The 21,416-nt window shown below is 64.2% G+C and carries 24 protein-coding genes; 12 read left to right on the top strand and 12 right to left on the bottom strand.

The features are described from left to right. Window positions 1-240 precede the first annotated feature (240 nt). The 3 genes from RT424_RS11925 to RT424_RS11935 are packed head-to-tail and all read right to left on the bottom strand — an operon-like array spanning window position 241 to window position 2,706. Entirely contained in the window at window positions 241-573 is a 333-nt protein-coding gene (locus RT424_RS11925) for a 2Fe-2S iron-sulfur cluster-binding protein (protein WP_313438156.1), read from the bottom strand. Window position 574: 1 nt separating this feature from the next. Continuing rightward, window positions 575-1,654 (bottom strand): cysteine desulfurase family protein, encoded by a 1,080-nt coding sequence (locus RT424_RS11930; protein WP_313438159.1) that lies wholly within the window; start codon window positions 1,652-1,654, stop codon window positions 575-577. Continuing rightward, window positions 1,651-2,706 (bottom strand): aminotransferase class V-fold PLP-dependent enzyme, encoded by a 1,056-nt coding sequence (locus tag RT424_RS11935; protein ID WP_313438162.1) that lies wholly within the window; start codon window positions 2,704-2,706, stop codon window positions 1,651-1,653. The genes RT424_RS11930 and RT424_RS11935 overlap by 4 nt, the downstream gene beginning before the upstream one ends. Window positions 2,707-2,836: 130 nt before the next feature. On the opposite strand from RT424_RS11935, the gene RT424_RS11940 reads away from it, so the two are divergent. After that, the gene (locus RT424_RS11940) at window positions 2,837-3,493 is read left to right on the top strand and encodes an alpha/beta hydrolase (RefSeq protein WP_021234532.1); all 657 of its coding nucleotides are present in this window, start codon (window positions 2,837-2,839) and stop codon (window positions 3,491-3,493) included. Window positions 3,494-3,712: 219 nt separating this feature from the next. Here the strand turns inward: RT424_RS11940 and RT424_RS11945 are convergent, their stop codons facing one another. Further along, window positions 3,713-3,925 (bottom strand): hypothetical protein, encoded by a 213-nt coding sequence (locus RT424_RS11945; RefSeq protein ID WP_313438167.1) that lies wholly within the window; start codon window positions 3,923-3,925, stop codon window positions 3,713-3,715. Window positions 3,926-4,004: 79 nt separating this feature from the next. On the opposite strand from RT424_RS11945, the gene RT424_RS11950 reads away from it, so the two are divergent. After that, window positions 4,005-5,855 carry a DUF885 domain-containing protein gene (locus RT424_RS11950; RefSeq protein ID WP_313438169.1) on the top strand — a complete coding sequence of 617 codons (1,851 nt, stop codon included), beginning with the start codon at window positions 4,005-4,007 and terminating at the stop codon, window positions 5,853-5,855. Between the two features lie 174 nt (window positions 5,856-6,029). On the opposite strand, the gene RT424_RS11955 is transcribed toward RT424_RS11950, so the two are convergent. After that, entirely contained in the window at window positions 6,030-6,383 is a 354-nt protein-coding gene (locus tag RT424_RS11955; protein ID WP_313438172.1) for a hypothetical protein, read from the bottom strand. A 121-nt stretch (window positions 6,384-6,504) separates the two neighbouring features. Then, entirely contained in the window at window positions 6,505-8,118 is a 1,614-nt protein-coding gene (locus tag RT424_RS11960; protein WP_313438175.1) for a phosphoenolpyruvate carboxykinase, read from the bottom strand. A 258-nt stretch (window positions 8,119-8,376) separates the two neighbouring features. On the opposite strand from RT424_RS11960, the gene RT424_RS11965 reads away from it, so the two are divergent. From RT424_RS11965 to RT424_RS12000, 8 genes are all read left to right on the top strand, one after another. Continuing rightward, the gene (locus tag RT424_RS11965; RefSeq protein WP_313438176.1) at window positions 8,377-9,192 is read left to right on the top strand and encodes a response regulator transcription factor; all 816 of its coding nucleotides are present in this window, start codon (window positions 8,377-8,379) and stop codon (window positions 9,190-9,192) included. Continuing rightward, entirely contained in the window at window positions 9,185-10,777 is a 1,593-nt protein-coding gene (locus RT424_RS11970; protein WP_313438179.1) for a stimulus-sensing domain-containing protein, read from the top strand. The genes RT424_RS11965 and RT424_RS11970 overlap by 8 nt, the downstream gene beginning before the upstream one ends. A gap of 2 nt (window positions 10,778-10,779) precedes the next feature. After that, window positions 10,780-11,205, top strand: coding sequence for an HPr kinase/phosphatase C-terminal domain-containing protein (locus RT424_RS11975; protein WP_313438181.1), 426 nt, complete (start codon window positions 10,780-10,782; stop codon window positions 11,203-11,205). Window positions 11,206-11,264: 59 nt separating this feature from the next. Further along, complete coding sequence (gene rapZ / locus RT424_RS11980) at window positions 11,265-12,224, top strand: RNase adapter RapZ (protein ID WP_313438184.1); 960 nt, start codon at window positions 11,265-11,267, stop codon at window positions 12,222-12,224. 55 nt (window positions 12,225-12,279) lie between these two features. After that, on the top strand, window positions 12,280-12,687 hold the full coding sequence (locus RT424_RS11985) for a PTS sugar transporter subunit IIA (protein ID WP_313438187.1): 408 nt from the start codon (window positions 12,280-12,282) through the stop codon (window positions 12,685-12,687). Continuing rightward, a complete protein-coding gene (locus RT424_RS11990; protein WP_313438190.1) occupies window positions 12,684-12,962 on the top strand; it encodes an HPr family phosphocarrier protein in 279 nt (92 codons plus the stop codon). Before RT424_RS11985 ends, RT424_RS11990 begins: the two co-directional genes overlap by 4 nt. Further along, window positions 12,959-13,789, top strand: a complete 831-nt coding sequence (locus RT424_RS11995) for an RNA methyltransferase (protein ID WP_313438193.1) — start codon at window positions 12,959-12,961, stop codon at window positions 13,787-13,789. Before RT424_RS11990 ends, RT424_RS11995 begins: the two co-directional genes overlap by 4 nt. A 103-nt stretch (window positions 13,790-13,892) precedes the next feature. Continuing rightward, a complete protein-coding gene (locus tag RT424_RS12000; protein ID WP_313438196.1) occupies window positions 13,893-14,282 on the top strand; it encodes an META domain-containing protein in 390 nt (129 codons plus the stop codon). A 3-nt stretch (window positions 14,283-14,285) separates the two neighbouring features. On the opposite strand, the gene rmuC is transcribed toward RT424_RS12000, so the two are convergent. The 3 genes from rmuC to recR all read right to left on the bottom strand — a co-directional run bounded on the left by rmuC (window position 14,286) and on the right by recR (window position 17,188). Then, window positions 14,286-15,893: a DNA recombination protein RmuC gene (gene rmuC / locus RT424_RS12005; RefSeq protein WP_313438198.1), complete on the bottom strand. Its 1,608-nt coding sequence runs from the start codon at window positions 15,891-15,893 to the stop codon at window positions 14,286-14,288. A 66-nt stretch (window positions 15,894-15,959) separates the two neighbouring features. Next, a complete protein-coding gene (gene def / locus RT424_RS12010) occupies window positions 15,960-16,529 on the bottom strand; it encodes a peptide deformylase (protein WP_313438201.1) in 570 nt (189 codons plus the stop codon). 62 nt (window positions 16,530-16,591) lie between these two features. Continuing rightward, window positions 16,592-17,188 (bottom strand): recombination mediator RecR, encoded by a 597-nt coding sequence (gene recR, locus RT424_RS12015; protein ID WP_313438204.1) that lies wholly within the window; start codon window positions 17,186-17,188, stop codon window positions 16,592-16,594. Window positions 17,189-17,248: 60 nt separating this feature from the next. Between recR and fmt the strand changes: the two genes are divergently transcribed. Continuing rightward, complete coding sequence (gene fmt / locus RT424_RS12020) at window positions 17,249-18,157, top strand: methionyl-tRNA formyltransferase (RefSeq protein WP_313438207.1); 909 nt, start codon at window positions 17,249-17,251, stop codon at window positions 18,155-18,157. A gap of 3 nt (window positions 18,158-18,160) precedes the next feature. On the opposite strand, the gene RT424_RS12025 is transcribed toward fmt, so the two are convergent. Continuing rightward, window positions 18,161-18,697 carry a hypothetical protein gene (locus RT424_RS12025; protein ID WP_313438209.1) on the bottom strand — a complete coding sequence of 179 codons (537 nt, stop codon included), beginning with the start codon at window positions 18,695-18,697 and terminating at the stop codon, window positions 18,161-18,163. Window positions 18,698-18,805: 108 nt separating this feature from the next. Between RT424_RS12025 and truA the strand changes: the two genes are divergently transcribed. Continuing rightward, window positions 18,806-19,552, top strand: coding sequence for a tRNA pseudouridine(38-40) synthase TruA (truA, locus tag RT424_RS12030; protein ID WP_313438211.1), 747 nt, complete (start codon window positions 18,806-18,808; stop codon window positions 19,550-19,552). A gap of 78 nt (window positions 19,553-19,630) precedes the next feature. Here truA and cobS read toward each other — a convergent pair whose 3' ends face one another. Then, window positions 19,631-20,623, bottom strand: a complete 993-nt coding sequence (cobS, locus tag RT424_RS12035; protein ID WP_313438214.1) for a cobaltochelatase subunit CobS — start codon at window positions 20,621-20,623, stop codon at window positions 19,631-19,633. A gap of 230 nt (window positions 20,624-20,853) precedes the next feature. Then, window positions 20,854-21,330, bottom strand: a complete 477-nt coding sequence (locus tag RT424_RS12040) for an NUDIX domain-containing protein (protein ID WP_313438217.1) — start codon at window positions 21,328-21,330, stop codon at window positions 20,854-20,856. Window positions 21,331-21,416: the final 86 nt, after the last annotated feature.

Below are 21,416 nucleotides of genomic sequence, written 5' to 3' on the forward strand. Positions count from 1 at the left end.
CCGACGACATTCCGGCGTTTTCGCGGGCCGTGATCGAAGCGGTGCAAAACGCGACGGCAGCCGCCTGATCCCCCGTCGTCCCGGGCTCGACCCGGGACCGCTGGCCGGGAACAGCCCAACTCAAGTCAGGGCGCCGTTCCGTGAGCATGCGCCTCAAGGCCGCCAGCGGTCCCGGATCAAGTCCGGGACGACGCCGTTCTTCATCGACCTTATCCCTCAATCTTCCTTTTCAACGAAACCTCAGCCGATCTGCATATCGCGCGAAACGCCCGGGATCCGCACTTCCAGTCCGTCCAGGGCATCGGTCAGCTCAATCTGGCACGAAAGGCGGCTGGTCCGCGCCACCCCGGCGGCCAGATCCAGCATGTCTTCCTCGTCCATCGAGGCGGGTTCCAGCCTGTCGAACCAGTCGGGCGAGACGATGACATGGCAGGTCGAGCAGGCCATCTGGCCCTCGCACGTTCCTTCCAGCGGCATGCCGACGCCTTGCGCCACGCGCAGAAGCACGTCTCCCGTCTCGGCCTCTGCCAGGACGAGTTTTCCTTCCGCGGTCAAGAACCTAACGTTCAGCAACTCAGACTCCCTGCGCCGCTGCTGCGGCTTCTATTCGTTCGCAGGCATCCATCAGCTCCCCAAGGTCACTATATCGCCCGAATCCCAGACGGATAGAGGCTTTGGCGTCTGAATCGGACAGTCCGATCGCCTTGAGCACGTGACTGGGCCGACCCGAGCCGCTCGCGCATGCCGAACCGGCGGAAAAGGCCAGATCGCGAAGATCCGACATCAGACGGCCTACATCCAACCCGGGCAGCCGCACATTGAGGTTTCCGCGCCAGCGATGGTCCGGCGAACCGTTGAGCAGCCAGCGCGAAAGCACCGCGCGTGCCGCGCTCCACAAGGTCGCAACCCTGGCTGCGTCCTCTTCCATGCAAGCTGCCGCCAGCTTGGCAGCAGCCCCGAACCCCGCACAAAGCGCGGGGCTGAGCGTCCCTGAGCGCAGCCCCTGCTCCTGCCCGCCACCGAGGATCATCGGCGCCAGTTCCAGCCCGTCCCGGACCCAGAGCGCGCCGATTCCCTTGGGTCCGTAGAGCTTGTGCGCCGAAAGCGCGATCAGATCCGCGCCACGGGGCGCTTGCAGCTTTCCCGCTCCCTGAACGGCGTCGCAGAGAAACAGCGCTCCAAGGGCATGAGCCCTTTCGGCCAGAGCCTCGACCGGCTGGATCGTGCCGATCTCGTTGTTCACCTGCATCACCGCGACAAGGCCGACATCCGCCGGGAGCGCGGTTTCCGGATCGACCAGCCCGGCCCCGTCCACCGGCAGAACGGCGAGACCGGGATCGATCGCCCGTGCGGTATCGAGCACGGCGGCATGCTCGATCGCGGAGACGGCCAGCCGTTTTCTTCGGCTTCCGGCCAGCGCCAGATTGATGGCCTCGGTCGCTCCCGAGGTAAAGACCACCCGCCCGCCCCTGGGCAGAAGTGCAACCACCTGCTCTCGCGCCACCTCGACCATCGCGGCGGCAGCCCTGCCCGGCCGATGCGGACTATGTGGATTGGCGAAGCCCATGGCCTCCGGGCCGCCGAGCCAGGGCAGCATGGCGTCACGCGCCTCAGGCGCCAGCGGCGTGGTCGCCTGATAGTCGAGGTAGATCATGCGTTCACTTTCGCCCAGGCTTCGGCAAAGGCATCGAGATGGTCCGGCGTGGTATTCCAGCCGATGCTGACCCGCACGGTGCGACGGGCGAGATCCTCCGCGACGCCGAAACCCTTGAGCACCCGGCTCTGCTTCAGCGTGCCCGATGAACAGGCGCTTCCGGCCGAAATGGCAAAGCCTGCGGCATCCATGCGGATGAGCATGGCCGTCGCCGCAAGGCGCGGCGCGGCGAGTGCAAAGATATGCGAGCACGGCACGCCGGGCTGCAGAACCTCGCCGTGGCGGGTGAGCGTGTTCCTGAAGTCGAAGCGCTGCTCCGCCGTGGTGGCCCAGCTATCCCCGCCGCCGGCTTCCAGCGCGGCCGCAAGACCGAGCGCGCCCGGCAAGTTTTCGGTCCCGGCCCGATATCCGCGCTCCTGCCCGCCGCTGGGCTCGATCATGGCGAAGTCCTTCACCAGCAAGGCACCGATACCGATCGGACCGCCAAGCTTGTGCGCCGACAGGACAACCATGTCGGCATCCGGCAGCGCCATCTTTCCCGCCGACTGCGAACAGTCCGCCAGGAACAGCCCACCCGCCTCGCGAACCCTTTCGACCAGGAGATTAGTAGCATGGGGCAGGAGAACGGTGCCAGTCTCGGAATTGACCGACTGCACCGCCACGACGGCCTTGTGCGGCAAGGCCAGCGCATCCTTCAGGGCGTCGATATCCACCTCGCCCTCGCGCATGGACAATTTCCGAGCATCGGGCGCGGCGCGGAACACCGCATCGTGCTCAACGGCCGAGACCACCCGGCGCGCCGCCTTCGCCCGCCCCAGACCGATAGCCAGGGCTTCACTCGCACCGGATGTGAAGATCACCTCGCCATCCCAGCCGAGCGCTTTCTTCACCCGCTCGCGCGCATCCTCCAGCGCAGCGCGAGCGGCTCGGCCCAGCTTGTGCGGACTGGACGGGTTCGCCCAATGCGCGGCACCTTCCAGCCACGCCTCGCGCGCCTGAGGCAGAAGCGGCGTGGTCGCCGCATGGTCGAGATAGATCTGTTGGGCTGACATCGCTTGAAAAGTTGTTTTCGGAGCGAAGGTTTCTATATAGCGATCTTCCCTTTTTCCACTCCCGCGATGGCTGGCGAGAAAATCGCCGCCGTTTTCGCGGGAGTTTCAACAGGTCAGGTTCGCGAAACTTATGCCCGCAGTCATTTTCCCCGGACCCGAAGGTCGCCTCGAAGGCCGCTTCCAGCCGGCGCCGCGTCCGCGCGCGCCCGTGGCGATGATCCTTCACCCGCACCCCCAGGCCGGCGGGACGATGAACGATCGCATCACGCAGCATCTCTACAAGACCTTCGTGAACCGCGGCTTCGCAACCCTGCGCTTCAATTTCCGGGGCGTCGGCCGCAGCCAGGGCAGCTTCGACAACGGCGTGGGCGAACTGTCCGACGCGGCGGCGGCGCTCGACTGGGTGCAATCGATCCATCCCGAAGCCTCGACCACCTGGATCGCCGGCTACTCGTTCGGCGCGCTGATCGGCATGCAGCTGCTAATGCGCCGCCCCGAAATTCGCGGCTTCATCTCTGTCGCGCCTCCGGCGAACATGTACGACTTCTCGTTCCTGGCCCCCTGCCCCGCTTCGGGCATCCTGATCCAGGGCGCGGGCGACACCGTCGCCACCCCCGTCGCCACGCAGAAGCTGGTCGACAAGCTGCGCACGCAGAAGCACATCACCATCCACCACGACGAAATCCCGCGCGCGAACCATTTCTTCGAGAACGAAATGGATGACCTGATGCGCTCGGTCGACAATTACCTCGACATGCGTCTTGCGCCGGACTGCCCGATCAAGTGAAGTGAACAGTTAGCGCCCGCCCAGCGGGCGCTTGCGGTTCACGTCACCCTGAACTTGTTTCAGGGTCCATCGTGGTTCTGGATCTTAGGCCTATCGGGATAATTCGCCATTTCCGCGCGGAATCGGACACCTCCGGTCCAGACCGAGAAATGGACCCCTGAAACAAGTTCAGGGCGACGATGCATAAAGGTTGGTTACGAACCAAAAGGCGCCGCGAGCTTACTCCGGCGCCTTTTCCGTATCCGCAGCCTTCACCAGAGACTCGCCCTCCGAATTCGGCAATGTCCAGATCGCGACGTTTGCAATGAGCACCGCCGCCAGCACCAGCATGAGCCCCGCCTGTTTGCGATTGCCGCCTCGCCGCCAGAGCGCGACCGCGCCCAGCACGAGCGCCACGATGGTGAGGGTCATCAGCGAGAGGGCAATATCCATGGTTTATCCCCTAACCCACTCCTCCGCATCGCGCGAGCGGGTTTGACAGGCGCAGTCGGCCCGGCCAGATTTCGCCGCCATGAAGAACCCTGACACGACCGCCGCATCGCTCTCGCGGCGCACCACGCTCCGACTCCTCGCCGCAGGCACCGCCGGTATGGCGCTGCCCCGCGTCGCCTGGGCCGCTGCCACCTCGAACCAGCAGAACGCCGCTGCCCTGCTCGATTCGATCGCCTGGCGCCTGCTCGATCACAACCCCGAAGGCGCGACCGGACTCGGCATCGATGTCGGTGCCCATGCCGCGCTGCGCGCTAAGGCGGAAGACCGCTCCTTCGCCGGGAAGGCGGCCCTGGCCCAGACCCTGCGCGAAGACCTCGCCCGCGTCGAGGCATTCCCGACGACCGGCCTCGACCATGCGACGCAGACCAGCCTTGCAGTCGTGCGCAGCGCCTACAAGACCTCGCTAGACGGCTTTGCTCAGCCCTACGGCGACGTTGCCGTGGGCGGCTGGCGCAACACGCCTTACGCCGTGATCCAGAACGTCGGCGCCTATCTCGACACGCCCAAGTTCCTCGACGCCGACCATCCGGTGAAGTCCGCCGAGGACGCCGAAGCCTATGTCTCGCGCCTCTCGCAGTTCGACAAGCAGCTCGACGGCGAACTGGAACGCATCCGCAAGGCCACCGACCAAGGCCTCGTCCCGCCCGATTTCCTGCTCGACCGCGCCATCGCACAGATGACCAGCACGATCGAGGATGCCCGCAACAATGGCGGCGGCCTCGTCACCTCGCTGGTGAACCGCACGAAAACAATCCCCGGCAATTGGGAAGGCCGCGCAAAGGCCATCGTTTCGGCCGAAATCGTGCCCGCCCTCGAACGCCAGCTGGCCGAACTCCAGCGCCAGCGCGGCCTCGCCAAGAGCGACCCCGGCATGCGCGAGCGTCCGCACGGCGCGGAATTCTACGCCTGGGCCCTGCGCGCCAGCACCACAACGCCGGTCCCTGCCGAAGACATCCACCGACGCGGACTTGAAGAACTGGCGGCGCTCCACGCCCGCATGGATCCGATCCTGCGCAAGCTCGGCTACACCACCGGCACTGTGGGCGAACGCATGACGGCGCTCGGCACCGACAAGCGCTTCATGTTCTCCGAAGGCGATCCCGGCCGCGCCGAGATCATGGCCTTCATCCGCCAACGGATCGACTGGATCCGCGCCCAGATGCCGCGCGCTTTCCGCGATCCGGTGAAGGGCAATGTCGAAGTGCGCCGCCTGCCGCTGGCCGAGGAACCGGGCGCGCCTACCGCTTATGGCGGCGCGGGTTCGATCGACGGCTCGGTTCCGGGCAAGATGTGGATCAACTTGCGCACCACCGACCTGCACCGCAAGTACGACCTGCCGACACTGGTCCATCACGAAGCGATCCCCGGCCACGTCTGGCAGGGTGAATATGCCAACCGCCTGCCGCTGATCCGCTCGATCCTGGCCTTCAACGCCTATTCCGAAGGCTGGGCGCTCTACGGCGAGCAGCTTGCCGACGAACTGGGCGCCTATGCCGACGATCCGGTGGGCCAGCTCGGCTACCTCCAGTCGATCGCCTTCCGCGCCTGCCGCATGGTGGTGGACACCGGCCTCCACTCCAAGGGCTGGACGCGCGAACAGGCCGTACGTTTCTTCATGGAGCAGAACGGCAACAAGCGCGAGGAAGTGGTCAACGAAGTGGACCGCTACTGCTCATGGCCGGGTCAGGCCTGCGGCTACAAAATGGGCCATTCCGAGATCAACCGACAGCGCACCCGCGCCCAGCAGGCACTCGGATCGCGCTACGACTTGCGGGACTTCGACCAGGCCGTGGTCGATGGCGGCAACGTCCCGCTAGACGTGCTGGCGAAGAACATCGACAGCTATATCGCCACTCGCAAACCGGGTTGATCCGAGCTGAAGCGTTGAAAGAAAACGTCGTCCCGGGCTTCGACCCGGGACCGCTGGCCGAGCATCGCCCAACTCTCGTGAGGGCGCTCTTCTGCGAGGCTGTGCCTCAAGTTTTGCCAGCGGTCCCGGATCAAGTCCGGGACGACGATCATCCACTTACATTCGCAATCGCGCTCACTTCTTGCCGAAGAAGCCCTTGGCCATGTCGGTCAGGTCGTCGATGACGCTGCCGTCGCCGTCCTTGTCGAGAAACGCGGTGAATTTCGAAGGGTCGCTGCCCACGAGGCTGGCGAACTGCGAGAGCGAGCCTTCGCCGCCGATCGCTGCGATCACCTGCTGAATGGTGCCGACCCCCAGGCCGGTCTTTTCGGCCGCCAGCTCGGCGGTATCGCCCGGTTCCTGATGAGCCAGGCCCAGGGCCGCGATTGCCTTTTCGGTCGTGCCCGTATCAAGCCCCAGCTTTGTGGCGAGGTTCGCAACATCGGGATGATCGCTGACTTGTCCAAGGATACCGTCGAATAGTCCCATGGTCATTCTCCTAGAGGGGGACCATGAAGATGCACGGTATTGATGACAAAACAAGGGGCTCCATGGCCTGGGCCAAGGAGCCTCCCTGTAATCAGGCAGAGTTTATTTCAACGCGGCATGTTCAGGCCGCGACGGGAGCCGCTATCGGCGCTGCCTTGCGAACGCCTTCGTCCACATGTTCCTCGAACTGCGCGAAGTTGTCGATGAACTGCTTTACCAGCGTCTGCGCGGTCCTGTCATATTCCGCGCCATCGGCCCAGGCACCACGCGGATCGAGCAGCTTGTCGTCGACGCCCGGCACCGCCACCGGAACCTCGAAGCCGAAGTTCGGATCTTCCTTGAACCGCGCATCGTTGAGGCTGCCGTCGAGCGCGGCATTGAGCAGCGCGCGAGTCGCCTTGATCGGCATGCGCTTGATGCCCTCCATCGTGGCCTTGCCGCCCGACCAGCCGGTATTGACCAGCCAGCACTTCACGCCGCCCTTGGCGATCCGCTCCTTGAGGAGGTTACCGTAGACCGAGGGGTGACGCGGCATGAAGGGTGCACCGAAGCAGGTGCTGAACGTCGCTTCCGGTTCGGTCACGCCGATTTCGGTGCCGGCAACACGCGCGGTATAGCCCGAGAGGAAGTGATACATCGCCTGATCGGGCGTAAGCCGCGCGATCGGTGGCAACACGCCGTAGGCATCGGCGGTGAGGAAGATGATGTTCTTCGGCACCGGGCCCAGGTTCTTTTCCGAGCAGTTGGGAATGAAGTCGATCGGATAGGAACCGCGGCTGTTCTCGGCCAGCGTATTGTCGTCGAGATCGATCTGGCGCGTGTCCGGGTCGATTACCACGTTTTCCAGCACCGTGCCGAACCGCTTGGTAGTCGCGAAGATTTCCGGTTCTGCCTCGGGCGAGAGGCGGATCATCTTGGCGTAGCAACCGCCTTCGAAGTTGAACACGGCAGTGTCCGACCAACCATGCTCGTCGTCACCGATCAGGGTACGCGAAGCATCGGCCGAAAGCGTGGTCTTGCCGGTGCCGGAAAGGCCGAAGAACACGGCCGTGTCGCCTTCGGGGCCGATATTGGCCGAGCAGTGCATCGGCATCACGCCCCGCGTGGGCAGCAGGTAGTTGAGGATGCCGAACACCGACTTCTTCATCTCGCCCGCATAGGCCGTGCCGCCGATCAGGATCAGCTTCTCGGTGAAGTTGACCGCGATCACCGTTTCCGTGCGCGAGCCGTGACGTTCGGGGTCGGCGCGGAAGCTGGGCAGATCGATGATGGTATATTCCGGCTCGAAGCGCTCCAGCTCGGTCTCGGTGGGACGGACCAGCAGGGTGCGGATGAACAGGTTGTGCCAGGCGAACTCGTTGATGACGCGCACGTTGACGCGGTGTTCGGGCTGCGATCCGCCGAACAGGTCGGCAACGTAAAGCTGGTCTTTCTCGGCCAGGGCGGCGAGGAAATCCTCTTTCAGCGCGGCGAAGTGCTCGGGCGTCATCGGCACGTTGGTCTTGCCCCACCAGACCGTATTCTCGGTCTCGGCATCCTTGACGATGAACTTGTCCTTCGCCGAGCGCCCGGTGTGCTTTCCGGTGGCCACGACAAATGGACCTTCGGCGGCGAGTACGCCTTCGCCATTTCTGATGGCCTGCTCGACCAGCGGCGCGGTGCCCAGGTTGGCCAGGATCTTCGCCCTGGTTTCTATGCCTTGGCTGGCAAGCGAATATTTAAGGGTAGCGGCCAATGTCATCTCCTCCATTGAAGGCGGGACCGGCGGGAACCGGGCACGCCCCGACATTTTTGCGCAAGAATCGGCTGGCGATTATTCGCCTGCCTCCTTTTCCGTCAATTTTTTGCAAAAATAAATGGAGCGAGCGAGGTAGGACGAATGCACCCGGACCATTCCGGTGCAATTTCGGGACGAGTCGCAAACCCGTGGACGGGCCGGCGGGCCATCGCTAACTACAGCGCTCGATTGCACGGAAGGAACGCAGCGCAATCCATGGTCGAACCCAAGGCATCCTCCAGTTCCGGCACTCCAGCCGTCGCCCTGCCAAGCTCCTCACCGGGCAGCGCCTCCACCGACGAGATCGCGCCCGCGCGCCCTCGCCAGCAGTCGATCGCGCTGGTGGATGACGATCGCAATATCCTCACGACGGTATCGATCGGCCTCCAGGCCGAAGGCTTTGCCACGCGCCTCTACACCGATGGCGAAACCGCGCTGAAAGCCCTGACGGACAATCCACCGGACCTGGCCATCTTCGACATCAAGATGCCTCGCATGGACGGGTTGCACCTGCTCCAGGCCCTGCGGGAGCAATCCAGCCTGCCGGTGATATTCCTGACCTCGAAAGACGAGGAGCCCGACGAGGCGCTTGGCCTGGCCATGGGCGCGGACGACTACATCACCAAGCCGTTCAGCCAACGCCTGCTCGTCGCCCGCATCCGCGCCATCCTTCGTCGCAGCGAACTGGCCAGGGCCAGCACCGAGGAAACCGTCCAGGAGAACCTGCCCGATCCGGTCGTGCGTGGCCGGCTCAGCCTCGATCCGGCGCGCCATCAGGTGACATGGAACGGCGAGCCGGTTTCCCTGACCGTCACCGAGTTCCTGATCCTGGAAGCTCTCTCCCTGCGGCCCGGCGTGGTGAAAAGCCGCAACCAGCTGATGGACGCGGCCTATAGCGAGGACGTCTACGTCGACGACCGCACGATCGACAGCCATATAAAACGCCTTCGCCGCAAGTTCCGGGCGGTCGATCCGGAATTCTCCGCCATCGATACGCTCTACGGCGCCGGCTATTCCTTCACCGATGGCTAAAAGTGACGCGCCCCAACGCAAGCGCAAGCGCCGCAAGGCATCCTTGCCGATCAGGCTGGGATTGTCCTGGCGCGTCTCGCTGACGGCGCGCATCCTGGCCGTGAACGTGATCGCGCTGGCCCTCCTCGCCGGCAGCCTGTTCTATATCGATTCCTATCGCCGGGAGCTGCTGGACGAACGCTTCCGCCTCGCCCGCGCGGAAGCCGAGGTAGTGGCCATCGCCTTGGCCGAGGAGAATCTCGATCACCGGCGCGACCTGATCGCGCGGATCGGATCGGGCCAGGCGCTGCGCCTGCGTCTCTTCGATGGCAAGGGCGCGCTCGTGGCGGACAGTTTCGCCCTTGCCAAGCCCTCCTACACCCTTGTCGATCCCGCCAGCGAACCTTGGTTTCAAGATGCCGCCCGCGCGCTCGACAAGGGCATGGACTGGGTGCTCGGCTCGCCGCCGGTGGCCGATTATCACGACGCACCAGGTGCCGGCGCATCGGCCTGGCCGGAAGTGGCCGCAACCCTGGCCAGCGGGCGCACGGAAGTGAGCCACAAGGCCGCGCCGGACCGCACGCCCGTGATCATCGCGGCGACCCCGGTCGGAAAGGGCGGCGAAGCGCTCCTCGTCACGCGCAACGCCCGCGACATCACCGAAAACGTACGCATGGCGCGGCAGACGCTCGCGATCATCGTTGGCGCGGCGCTTACGGTGTCTATCCTGCTCTCGCTGTTTCTGGCCCGCACCATCGTCGAACCGCTGCGGAAACTGGTGCGCTCCGCCGTGCGCGTGCGCCTGGGGCGGGATCGCAGCGTCGTGGTTCCGCGCCTGCCCGACCGGCGCGACGAGATCGGCCTGCTGGCACGCGCCATCTCCGACATGAGCGGCGCCTTGCGACAGCGTATCGACGCCGTGGAAAGCTTCGCCGCCGATGTCGCGCATGAGTTGAAGAACCCCCTCACCAGCCTGCGCAGCGCACTCGAAAATCTCGACCGTGTCGACGACCCGGCGCTGCGCCGCCAGCTTCTCGGCATCGCGAAGGACGACGTGCGGAGAATCGACTTCCTGGTGACCGAGATCGCCGACGCCAGCCGCATCGACGGAGAGCTAAGCCGAACGACATTCGAACCCGTCGACATGCTCCGCCTCGTCCGCGCGCTCGTGGCCGAGCGCGAGCAGCGGGGCGTCAACGGCGCCTGTCCTATCCAGGTAAATCGCGAGGCCGACGGCCCGCTCCTCGTCGCAGGCGACGCCCCCCGCCTGGAGCGCGTGCTCCAGAACCTGCTGGACAATGCAATTTCGTTCTCGCCGGAAGGCACCCCGATCGAAGTCGCGGTCGGCCGCAATGAAGGCCGCATCACGCTCTCCGTCTCCGACCACGGGCCTGGCATCCCGGAAGGGGCACGGGAAAAGATCTTCGAGCGATTCCATTCCCTCCGCCCCGCCAGCGAAGAATTCGGAAAGCACTCCGGCCTCGGCCTCGCGATCGCTCGCACCATCGTGGAAGCCCACTATGGAAAGCTGCGGGCCACCGATCGGACCGACGGCAAGCAGGGCGCGCGCCTGCTGATCTCGCTCCCCGCTTGGCTGGGTGAATGACGATGGCGGATGCTTTCACCCGGCAATCGACTTGCGTGGCGATCAAGGACCGGGCCGTGCTGATCGAGGGCGCTTCCGGCATGGGCAAATCCAGCCTTGCGCTGGCGCTGATCGATCGCGGCGCGCAACTCATCGGGGATGACGGCGTACTCCTTCGGAACTGCCACGGGCGCCTCCACGCCCAGCCCCATCCGAACACGCGGGGCCTGTTGGAAGTGCGCAATCTGGGCATATTGCCCTTCCCCTGCCGAGAGGAAGCTCAAGTGGCGCTTGTCGTCACGCTCGATGACGGGGCGCCAAGGTTCATCGAAGCGGCGGACAGCCTCGTCATCGGCGGTGTTTCGCTTCCCGCCTTGCGCCTCTGGCCTCACGCCGGACCGCTGGTGCTGAAGGTGGAGCTGGCCTTGTTGCATTATGGCCTCACCTAGTGACAAACCTGTAGGATCGCCTCTTTTCTTTCGCGGCAGCCGGGCGCAAACACCCCCCGATGCAGGACGATCTTCCCCCCGAGACGGCTTCCGAAGCTGTAGAACGAGCCCATCGCCAAAAAGTACTGCTGGTCACCGGCATGCTGGGTGCCGGCAAGACCACGGTGCTGCGCGTGCTGGAGGATCTCGGCTGGGAAATCATCGACAATTTCCCGGTGCGCCTGCTGGAACGCATGATCGAGGGCAAGCCTTCGGACGATCCCTCGCCGCTGGCGATCGGTTTCGATTGCCGCACGCGCGGCTTCAATCCGGAGCGGGTCATCGCCCAGGTGAAGGCCCTGGGCGAGCGGCAGGATCTCGAGGTCACCACGCTGTTCCTCGACTGTTCGAGCAAGGAACTCGAACGCCGCTTCAACGAGACCCGCCGGCGCCATGTCCTCGCTGCCGACGGCCCGGTCGACAGCGGCATCCGCGCCGAGCGTGAGCTTTTGGCGCCCCTTCGGCGCTGGGCGGACATTCTCGTCGAAACAACCGAATTCACGTCTAACGACCTGCAACGTGCGATTCGCGAACGCTTCGCCACGGACGAGCCGGAAGACCTCACCATCACGATCTCCAGCTTCGGCTTTTCACGCGGGATGCCCCCACTGGCCGACTTCGTTTTCGACATGCGTTTCGTAAACAACCCACATTGGGATTCCGAACTGCGACCAATGACCGGACAGGACGCTCCGGTAGGCGATTACATCCGCACCGATCCCGCGTTCGATGAAGCTTTTGCGCGGATTCGCGACCTTCTGCTGCTACTGCTTCCGCGTTATCGCGCCCAGGGCAAGGCCTATGTACATATCGCCTTCGGGTGTACCGGAGGGCGACACCGCTCCGTTTTTACGGCCGAGCAGATGGCTGCGGCCTTGCGCGAAGCAGGTTTTTCGCCCACATTGTTGCATCGCAACCTGGGCTCGCGGGCTGCTGATCTTCTCGAGGGGGGAAATTCTCGAAGGGGTCCGGTAGCGTGAAAGAAGATTATATAACCCGGTCGCATTCGCAGGAAATTCGGAGCCTAATCCCAGCATGATCGGCATGATCCTGGTCACTCACGGCAATCTTGCCGAGGAATTCGTACACGCGATGGAACACGTCGTCGGAGACCAGTCGGCGGTGGCTACCGTCTGCATCGGTCCCAACGACGACATGGAACGTCGTCGCAGCGAGATCGCCCAAGCCATCACGGCCGTCGACAGCGGCGAAGGCGTCATCATTCTCACCGACCTGTTCGGCGGTACGCCTTCCAACCTCGCCATCTCGCTGATGCAGGCCGGCAAGGTGGAAGTGATCGCCGGTATCAACCTGCCCATGCTGATTCGTCTGGCCAAGGCCCGCGCCTGCATGTCGGTGCGCGATGCCGCCGCCGCCGCGCGCGATGCCGGCCGCAATTATATCACGATCGCCAGCGAATACCTGGGGCAAGACGCCGCATGAGCGATTTCCGCGAGACGGTTCTCATCGTCAACAAGCGCGGCTTGCACGCCCGCGCCAGTGCCAAGTTCGTCAACCACGTCGCCGAACTGCCGGAATCGGTATTCGTCACGGTCGGGAAAGACGGCACCGAAGCGGCCGGCAATTCCATCCTCGGCCTGATGATGCTGGGCGCCGCCAAGGGCGACAGCATCGAGATCGCCTGCAAGGGCGACGGCGCGCAGGATGCTCTTGCAGTCCTGGCCACGCTGGTGCGCGACGGTTTCGGCGAAGAATGACGCCTGCCGACCGCGCGGTTTTTCGCCGCACCATTACCGGTTTCTCGAACCCTCTGGTGAAATTCCTGCGCTCCCTGCGCGAGAAGAAGCATCGCAAGCGGGAGCAGCGCTTCCTGGCCGAGGGCCTGCGCCTGCTCACCGACGCGCGTGAATGTGGCATCGTGCCCGAAATGCTCGTCATGGCCATCGGCCGCGATCCGCACCCCCTGCTCGACGCGCTTGAAGAAGCCGTTGCCGCCGCAGGGGGCGAGATCGTCGAGATGGACGTGGAGATTCTTGCCAAGGTGACCGGCAAGGAGAACCCGCAGGCCGTCGCCGGTGTCTTTGCCGAGTTCGACACGCGGATCGCCAACCTCGACCGGGCCGCGGCGCCGATCTGGCTGGTGGCGCAGGCACTCCGCGACCCCGGCAACCTCGGCACCATGCTCCGCACCGGCGACGCGGTTGGAGCGGGTGGGCTGATCCTCCTCGACGACTGCGCCGATCCTTTTTCCGTGGAAGCCGTTCGCGCCAGCATGGGCGCGATCTTCACGCAGAAAATCGCCATAGCCCGTTGGGACGAGTTTCATGACTGGCTACGGGCGGGCGACGGGCAACTCGTGGCCGCCTCGCTGCGCGACCCCACCGACTATCGGCTCGCGCCCTATGCCGCGCCTTGTTTCCTGATGGTGGGCAACGAATCGCAAGGCTTGCCGCAAGCCTACGAGGAAGCCTGCGACCTGCGCGTCACCATCCCGATGCGCGGCCGGGCCGACAGCCTGAACGCCGCCGTGGCCGGCGCCGTGCTCGCCTATGAAGCTCTGGCGCATCTTGAGGGCGATACCTGAGCGGTACGTTCATCCGGGCATCATCTGGGATGTGTAGAATGGCGCGATCATGCGCGCCGTTTTGTTTTCATGTTGCCTCCTCTCCCCTATCGCTGCCTTCTGCGTGGCATCCTGCTCCGTGGAAGGAGAAGATTCGCCCCTCGCCCGAACGACCTGGCGATTCGCCCTGATCGATGGCCAAAGGCCCGATTCCAATGATGCCAGCCTGACGTTCGAAGGCCGCAAGGTGGGCGTCCAGGTCGGCTGCAACCGCATGGATGGTCCATGGCGAATCGATGAGGAGCGCCTGATCGCGGGGCCTCTCGCCCTTACCGAGATGACCTGCACGATCCCGGCCTGGGATCAGGAGAAGGCCGTCAACGCGCTGCTTGTGGCTACCCCGCGTTTCGCCATCGAAGGTAACCACATGATCCTACAATCGAGCGGTCACACCGCCGAGCTCGTGCGCGAAGGCGGGCCGATGGAGCGCCCCACCCGCACCGCCGGGAATTGAACCTTACTCCGCGATTTCTGGCAGGATATTCTCCTGCAAAGGTGGGGTTTCAGCGATCGCCTCGATTTCTTCCGCGATGGCTTCCGAACCATAGCGCGGCGTCGAGTCGATCTGCGGCACATCTTCGATCTCGCGCTTTCCGATCTCGATATGCTTGTCGCGCAGGCGGCGACCGGAACTGAGCACGTTGCGCTCGAAGCTGCCGACGAACTTGTTGTAATTGTTGACCGCCGATTCGAGGCCGTTGCCTACCCGCTTCAGATGTTCGCTCGCAGTTGCCAGACGGTCGTAAAGTTCGCCGCCCATCCGGCCGATTTCGCGCGCCTCGCGAGCAAGGCCATCCTGTCGCCAGACTTGCGCCACGGTGCGTGCGATCGCGACGAGATTGGTCGGAGTAGCCAGCAAGACCTTGTTTCGGAATGCGAAATCCCAGAGCTCCGGATCCTGCTCCAGTGCCGCAGCCACGAAATGCTCGCCCGGCACGAACATGACGACATAGTCCGGCGCATCCTCGAACTGGCTCTGATAGCTCTTGGCGCCCAGAGTCTGCACGTGATTGCGCATCGAGGCGACATGCTGACGCAGCGCGGTGTCGCGGGCGACCTCATCCTGCGCTTCGAAAGCTTCCTGGTAGGCGTTGAGCGAAACCTTGGCATCGATCACCAGCCGCTTCTGACCGGGAATGTTGACGATCGCGTCAGGGCGAAGACGCCCTTCCTCGGTATCGATAGAGTGCTCGGTAACGAAATCGGTATGTTCGGACAGACCGCATTGCTCCAGCACGTTGCGGAGCTGCTGTTCTCCCCAGCGCCCGCGCGCCTTGGGTGCATTGCGTAGCGAATTACCGAGCCGCTGCGCTTCTTCGCGCACCTTTTCCTGCCCTTCGCGCATCGACTGGATCAGGCCGGTAAGCTGGCCGAAGGAATCGACACGCTTGGCCTCAAGCGCGGACACCTGCTGCTCGTAGGACTTCAGCCGCTCGCCCACCGGCGCAAGCAACGTGGCGATACGCTCGGCATTGGCCTTTTCGCTTTCCTCGAACCGCGCACCCGCGCGCCGCAGGAAGGCGTCCTGAGCGCCGGCCAGAACTTTGGCCCCCGCATTCTCGAACTCCTTGCGCAGCGCTTCCTGCGCTTCGAGAAGCAAACGCTTCTGCTCGTCGAAATTGGCGGACTTCTCTCGAAGCGTCGCCAGTTCCGAAGCCAGCTCGCGCTGTTCGCGGCGCAAGGTATCGACGATACCGGAATGCTCCGCACGGGTGCGTTCGAGAACCAGCGTCAGTTCGCCGCGCGTGCGATCGAGCGTCTGCATATGCTCGAATCGCAGCCGCTCGACTGCCTCGCCGTGCTCCTTGCGCAACCCGTCCACCGCCAGGCCATGATCGACACGGGCGCGTTCCAGAGCATCGCCCAGATCGTCGGCACGGGTAGCGCGCTCCGTAGCGCTCGCAAGATCGCGGATGGCCGCCCGGAAGCGCTCGTCCAGATCGCGCGCTTCCCGGTCGCGCGCTTCGTACCTTGACCGCCATTCGGCGACCGGCCGGGAACCGAAGAACCAGCCGGCTCCAAGACCGACAACGAGCGCGAGGATAGCGAATACAGCGATTTCCATCCCGGAAGCCTATCCGGAACGTTTAGAGAACGCCAGCCCCTATCGATGCTTTTCCACCGAAGTGGATCAAGCTGCCTTGCGCAGCTTGTCCAGCTTCTTGAGCGCCATCTGCCGCTTGAGACGCGACAGGTGGTCGATGAAGAGAATGCCTTCGAGGTGGTCCATTTCATGCTGGAGACACGTGGCCATCAGGCCGTCCATGTCTTCCTCGTGCACCGTGCCGTCGAGATCCTGCCAGCGGGCGCGGATTCGCGAGGGGCGTTCGACGTCCGCGTAGATCTCCGGAACCGAAAGGCAGCCTTCCTGGTAGACGGTATGATCTTCCGAAGGATCGAGAATCTCCGGGTTGATGAAGATCCGGGGCTCGTTCCTGGTCGGCTGGTGGGTGTGATGGTGGCCGCCGTGGGCGGTGCACACTTCCGGCTCGGCATCCTCGTCGTCCGGCTGGAGATCGATCACCAGCACGCGCAGCGGCACGCCCACCTGAATGGCGGCAAGGCCGATGCCGGGCGCATCGTACATGGTCTCGAACATGTCCTCGACGAGCGTCTTCAACTCGTCGTCGAACTTTTCGACGGGGACCGAAACCTGCTTGAGACGCGGATCGGGAACTTCGAGGATTTCACGGATAGCCATGGCTCGCAGATAAGCGCAATGGCCGATTCCCGCAAGATGGACGGTTAGATGACAGTAATCGCCTACAACACGGGACGGCGCGCCCGGATCGCCTGAGCCAGGGTGCCCTCGTCCAGATAGTCCAGTTCTCCACCTACCGGAAGGCCGTGGGCAAGCTGCGTGATCCGTACCGGAAGCCCTTCAAGACGCTCAGCAATATAGTGCGCGGTCGTCTGCCCTTCGAGCGTGGCGTTCATGGCCAGCACGACTTCGTCGATACCGCCCTCGCCGACGCGGCCGAGAAGGCGGTCGATCGTCAAATCTTCCGGCCGCACCCCGTCGAGCGCGGACAGTCTGCCGCCGAGTACGTGGTACCGCCCGGTGAACAGGTGCGCACGGTCCAGGGCCCAGAGATCCGCCACTTCCTCCACCACGCAAAGTGAGGTCCGGTCGCGGCGCGGATCGGCACAGATGCCGCAAGGGTTGGTGGTGTCGATGTTGCCGCAGGTCTGGCACTCGACGAGCGCTTCCTTCACGGCCGCCAATGCATCCACCAATTGCACCAGCGACGTCTCTCGACGCTTGATCAGCCAAAGTACCGCGCGGCGGGCGGAACGGGGGCCGAGGCCGGGAAGCCGCGACAGTGCGGCAGTAAGCGTCTCGATCTCTTGCGATGCCATGGCGCCGGAGATAGGGCCTTCGCAGCCTTAGAGGAAGTGTTTCGGAGAATTCCCCACACCATGCGCATCGTCTTCATGGGAACGCCGGATTTTGCGGTGCCCGCGCTCGTCGCACTGGTCGAAGCCGGACACGAAGTCGTGGCCGCCTATAGCCAGCCCCCTCGCCCCGGCGGCCGTCGCGGCAAGGAACTGACGCCCTCGCCCGTCCACAAGGAAGCGGAGGCACGCGGGATCGAGGTGCGCCATCCCGTCTCGCTCAAGGGCGCGGACGAGCAAACCGCGTTCGCCGCACTGGACGCGGACATCGCCGTAGTGGCGGCTTACGGCCTGCTGCTGCCGCAGGCGGTGCTCGATGCGCCGCGCCTCGGCTGCCTCAACATCCACGCCTCGATCCTGCCGCGCTGGCGCGGCGCCGCACCGATCCAGCGCGCGATCCTGGCCGGGGATCCGACCACCGGCGTGACGATCATGCAGATGGAAGCGGGGCTCGACACCGGCCCGATGCTCGCCACGCTGCGCACCACGATCGACCGCAAGACCGCAGGCGAACTCACTGCGGAGCTGGCCGATAAAGGCGCCCAGCTCATGGTCGGCACCCTGCGCGATCTGGCCGTTCATCGCGCGGTCACCCAGCCGGAACAGGGCGTCACTTACGCGAAGAAGATCGAAAAGGCCGAGGCTCGGATCGACTTCGCGCAGGCGGCCGAGCAGGTGGAACGGCAGATACGGGCCTTCATGCCTGCGCCGGGTGCCTTCTTCGAACTGGAAGGGGAGCGCTACAAGGTATTGGCGGCCGATCCGGTCGACGCCTCGGGCGAGCCCGGCGTCACGCTCGACGATTCGCTCACGATCGCCTGCGGCAAAGGCGCTATCCGGGTGACCCGTATCCAGCGCGCAGGCAAGCCGGCCATGGACAGCGCCGACTTGCTGCGTGGACGGCCGATTCCCGCCGGTACTCGCCTGAGCTGAGCGTCAGGTCCGTTCGGGCGATCCGCGCACGGGACGCTGGCGAACCGGGGGTGCCTCGTTCGCCCATCGGCCCTGCGCTTCACGAACCCGCTCGGCGGCTTTCGCCCAGCCTTCGGGCGATTTGTCGCGCACACGGATATCGAAGGCGTCCGTCGCGCGAAATTCCAGGACTTCCGCGCCTTCAGGGCCCGCGACATAGGCATAGGGCACCGCGCTACCAACGAAGAACCCGTCCCCTGCGGACAGTGTCTCGGTGCCCAGTTCCACGCTTCCGGCCACGATGTAATAAAGGCAGTCGCAGTCGTGGCTATGGAGCGGCAGCGTGAACCCGCTCTTGAGCATGAGCCGCGCGAGGCTCATCCCCGGCCTGCGATAGGGCACGTCCACCCGTTCGCCCGTCTCCGGACCGGCCCCGGCGAACAGCGGAAGCGCTGCGATCATGTTCGGCGCTTCGCCCGCCAGCGTCATGCAGCCGCATTCGTCCAGCGAAGGCGCGTCGCAACCCCGGAAAATCTCGAAACGCGGTGCTTCCTCGGCCATCCGCCGCTCTCCCCATCTGTCTGCTGTCCGTCCGAAAAGAGGATGCGCCCCTTCCCGCCTTGCGCCAAGCCGTTTGCAGCGGCCGCGCAGTCCTGTATCGGCGGCGCGATGACCCGCTTTGCCCTGACTCTCGAATTCGACGGCGCCCCCTACATGGGCCTCCAGCGCCAGGCCCATGGTCCCTCGGTGCAGCAGAGCGTCGAGGAAGCGGCCTTTGCCCTGACCGGCGAGACCACCAGCATGCATGCCGCCGGCCGGACCGACGCGGGGGTTCATGCGCTGGGCATGAAGGCCCATATCGACATCGACAAGCCGTTCACGCCGTTCCAGTTCATGGAGGGCATGAACGCCCGGCTGCGGCCTCATCCCATTGCCGTCGTCGCCTGCGAGGTCGTGCCGGACGATTGGCATGCGCGTTTCGCTTGCGTGGGCCGCGCCTACGTCTACCGCATCGCCAACCGCCGTGCGCCGCTTACTCTGGAACGTGGAAAGGCCTGGCAGGTCGCCAAGCCGCTGGACGAAACCGCCATGCACCGTGCGGCGCAGATGCTGGTGGGACTGCACGACTTCACCACGTTCCGCTCTACGCACTGCCAGTCGCAAAGCCCACTGAAGACGCTCGATCGGCTGGATGTGCGGCGCGAAGGCGAGATAGTGCTGATCGAGGCCGAGGCGCGCAGCTTCCTGCACCATCAGGTCCGCTCGATGGTGGGATGCCTTGCGCTGGTCGGCATGGGGCGCTGGCCGGAGCGGCAGGTTGCCGAGGCGCTGGAGGCCCGAAACCGGCAGGCGCTGGGGCTGAATTCGCCGCCGGATGGGCTCTATTTCGTGAAGGCCATCTACCCGGAGGTTTGATGTCCGAGGCTCGATAGGCCGCCGAAACGAAAAAGGGAGACCGCAGCCTCCCTTTTTGCCACGTCGTATGCCCGGGCCTCAGACCTTGCCGACGACGCTTTCCGGCAGGTCGTTGCCGAAGACGCGCTGGTAGTATTCGGCCACCATCACCCGCTCGGTCTCGTCGCACTTGTTGAGGAACGAAAGGCGGAAGGCGAAGCCCACGTCCTTGAAGATTCCCGAATTCTGCGCCCAGGTGATGACAGTACGCGGGCTCATCACCGTCGAGATGTCGCCGTTCATGAAGCCCTGGCGGGTGAAGTCCGCCACCTTGACCATGTTCGATATGGTCTTGGCGTCCACCTGCGGCACCTTCTTCGATACGATTTCGGTCTCGACCGGCTCGGGCAGGTAATTGAGGCCGACCACCAGGTTCCAGCGGTCCATCTGGCCCTGGTTGATCTGCTGGGTGCCGTGATAGAGGCCCGAGGTGTCGCCAAGGCCCACCGTATTCGCGGTGGCGAAGAGGCGGAAGTTGCGGTCCGGGCGGATCACGCGGTTCTGGTCGAGCAGGGTCAGCTTGCCCTCGGTTTCGAGGATGCGCTGGATCACGAACATCACGTCCGGGCGGCCCGCGTCATATTCGTCGAAGACCAGCGCCACCGGGTGCTGGAGCGCCCAGGGCAGCAGGCCTTCGCGGAATTCGGTGACCTGAAGCCCGTCGCGCAGGACGATGGCGTCGCGGCCGATCAGGTCGATACGGCTGATATGCGCGTCGAGATTGATGCGGATGCACGGCCACTTGAGACGCGCCGCGACCTGCTCGATGTGCGTCGACTTGCCGGTGCCGTGATAGCCCTGCACCATGACGCGGCGGTTATAGGCAAAGCCCGCCAGGATCGCGAGGGTGGTGTCCGGATCGAAAACATAAGTCTCGTCAAGATCGGGCACGCGCTCGTCGGCGACGGAGAAGGCGGGCACCTTCCAGTCGATATCGATTCCAAAGGTCTCGCGCACGTCGAGTTCGATGTCGGGAGCAGCCAGCACGGTGGCGTCACGATTCTCGGCTTTCATGGTCTCGGTCTCAGTCATCGTTGCACCCGCGTAGACAAGCGGGCGCTGCACCGCAACAGGCTTTGCGGTTTATGGGGATGTGGGGGGAGGAAAGCTGGCGGTCTGCACGCGCCCCCTCCTTTCCATTGCCGGTGTATTTTGCCCTGCCCGAGAGCCGCCGCTTCACGTCAATCGGATTTGATGAACCATCGGAAACCACAAGCAAGCAGAACGTTGTGCGTCAGGGGCCTGTGCGCTCCGCGAAAGAATCAGTCTATCAAAACTTCCACAGGGGGAAGCGGGTAGGGCGCGCCATTCGCAAGGAATTGGTGAACGATTTCACTAAGGGACAATGGGGTGATACGTTCGGCTGCAGAGGCAAGGTCTTTTATGTTCCACCATCGTAATTCGGTAACGTGCGCCGCTTCCCCATCGTCAAGCATCGCAGCTTCGAACCTATCTGTAGAAACAATATAGTACCGCTCATACTGAGACAGCCGCCTATCCTTCCAAGAAAAAGTATGATGCCTGAGCCAGACGAGAGGCCCTACGTCCCATGTGCGTGTTCCTAACTCCTCATCCAACTCACGTTTCAGCGCCCTCTCTGCGGTTTCACCTGTTTCAACACCCCCACCCGGAGCGACCCAGAAAACATCACCCTCAGGGCTTCTAACTTTGATTAGCAAAACCTGATTGTCGTTATTGAGTAGGATTGCACGCACCGCTTCGCGTTCGACGAGTTTCATTTGGCTTCGCCCTTGTTCCAACGGCGTCACCGTAGCACCCGTTAACAATGGCAGCTCCATTCATTCCGTTTACCCTTAGCTGCCAG

This window comes from Novosphingobium sp. (genome assembly GCF_032093395.1).
Taxonomy (GTDB): Bacteria; Pseudomonadota; Alphaproteobacteria; order Sphingomonadales; family Sphingomonadaceae; genus Novosphingobium.

Coding starts and splice junctions, on each gene's coding strand:
- RT424_RS11930 (WP_313438159.1), bottom strand. CDS start 1,654: ATGATCTACCTCGACTATCAGGCGACCACGCCGCTGGCGCCTGAGGCG.
- RT424_RS11935 (WP_313438162.1), bottom strand. CDS start 2,706: ATGTCAGCCCAACAGATCTATCTCGACCATGCGGCGACCACGCCGCTT.
- RT424_RS11940 (WP_021234532.1), top strand. CDS start 2,837: ATGCCCGCAGTCATTTTCCCCGGACCCGAAGGTCGCCTCGAAGGCCGC.
- RT424_RS11945 (WP_313438167.1), bottom strand. CDS start 3,925: ATGGATATTGCCCTCTCGCTGATGACCCTCACCATCGTGGCGCTCGTG.
- RT424_RS11950 (WP_313438169.1), top strand. CDS start 4,005: ATGAAGAACCCTGACACGACCGCCGCATCGCTCTCGCGGCGCACCACG.
- RT424_RS11955 (WP_313438172.1), bottom strand. CDS start 6,383: ATGGGACTATTCGACGGTATCCTTGGACAAGTCAGCGATCATCCCGAT.
- RT424_RS11965 (WP_313438176.1), top strand. CDS start 8,377: ATGGTCGAACCCAAGGCATCCTCCAGTTCCGGCACTCCAGCCGTCGCC.
- RT424_RS11970 (WP_313438179.1), top strand. CDS start 9,185: ATGGCTAAAAGTGACGCGCCCCAACGCAAGCGCAAGCGCCGCAAGGCA.
- RT424_RS11975 (WP_313438181.1), top strand. CDS start 10,780: ATGGCGGATGCTTTCACCCGGCAATCGACTTGCGTGGCGATCAAGGAC.
- rapZ (WP_313438184.1), top strand. CDS start 11,265: ATGCAGGACGATCTTCCCCCCGAGACGGCTTCCGAAGCTGTAGAACGA.
- RT424_RS11985 (WP_313438187.1), top strand. CDS start 12,280: ATGATCGGCATGATCCTGGTCACTCACGGCAATCTTGCCGAGGAATTC.
- RT424_RS11990 (WP_313438190.1), top strand. CDS start 12,684: ATGAGCGATTTCCGCGAGACGGTTCTCATCGTCAACAAGCGCGGCTTG.
- RT424_RS11995 (WP_313438193.1), top strand. CDS start 12,959: ATGACGCCTGCCGACCGCGCGGTTTTTCGCCGCACCATTACCGGTTTC.
- rmuC (WP_313438198.1), bottom strand. CDS start 15,893: ATGGAAATCGCTGTATTCGCTATCCTCGCGCTCGTTGTCGGTCTTGGA.
- def (WP_313438201.1), bottom strand. CDS start 16,529: ATGGCTATCCGTGAAATCCTCGAAGTTCCCGATCCGCGTCTCAAGCAG.
- recR (WP_313438204.1), bottom strand. CDS start 17,188: ATGGCATCGCAAGAGATCGAGACGCTTACTGCCGCACTGTCGCGGCTT.
- fmt (WP_313438207.1), top strand. CDS start 17,249: ATGCGCATCGTCTTCATGGGAACGCCGGATTTTGCGGTGCCCGCGCTC.
- RT424_RS12025 (WP_313438209.1), bottom strand. CDS start 18,697: ATGGCCGAGGAAGCACCGCGTTTCGAGATTTTCCGGGGTTGCGACGCG.
- truA (WP_313438211.1), top strand. CDS start 18,806: ATGACCCGCTTTGCCCTGACTCTCGAATTCGACGGCGCCCCCTACATG.
- cobS (WP_313438214.1), bottom strand. CDS start 20,623: ATGACTGAGACCGAGACCATGAAAGCCGAGAATCGTGACGCCACCGTG.
- RT424_RS12040 (WP_313438217.1), bottom strand. CDS start 21,330: ATGAAACTCGTCGAACGCGAAGCGGTGCGTGCAATCCTACTCAATAAC.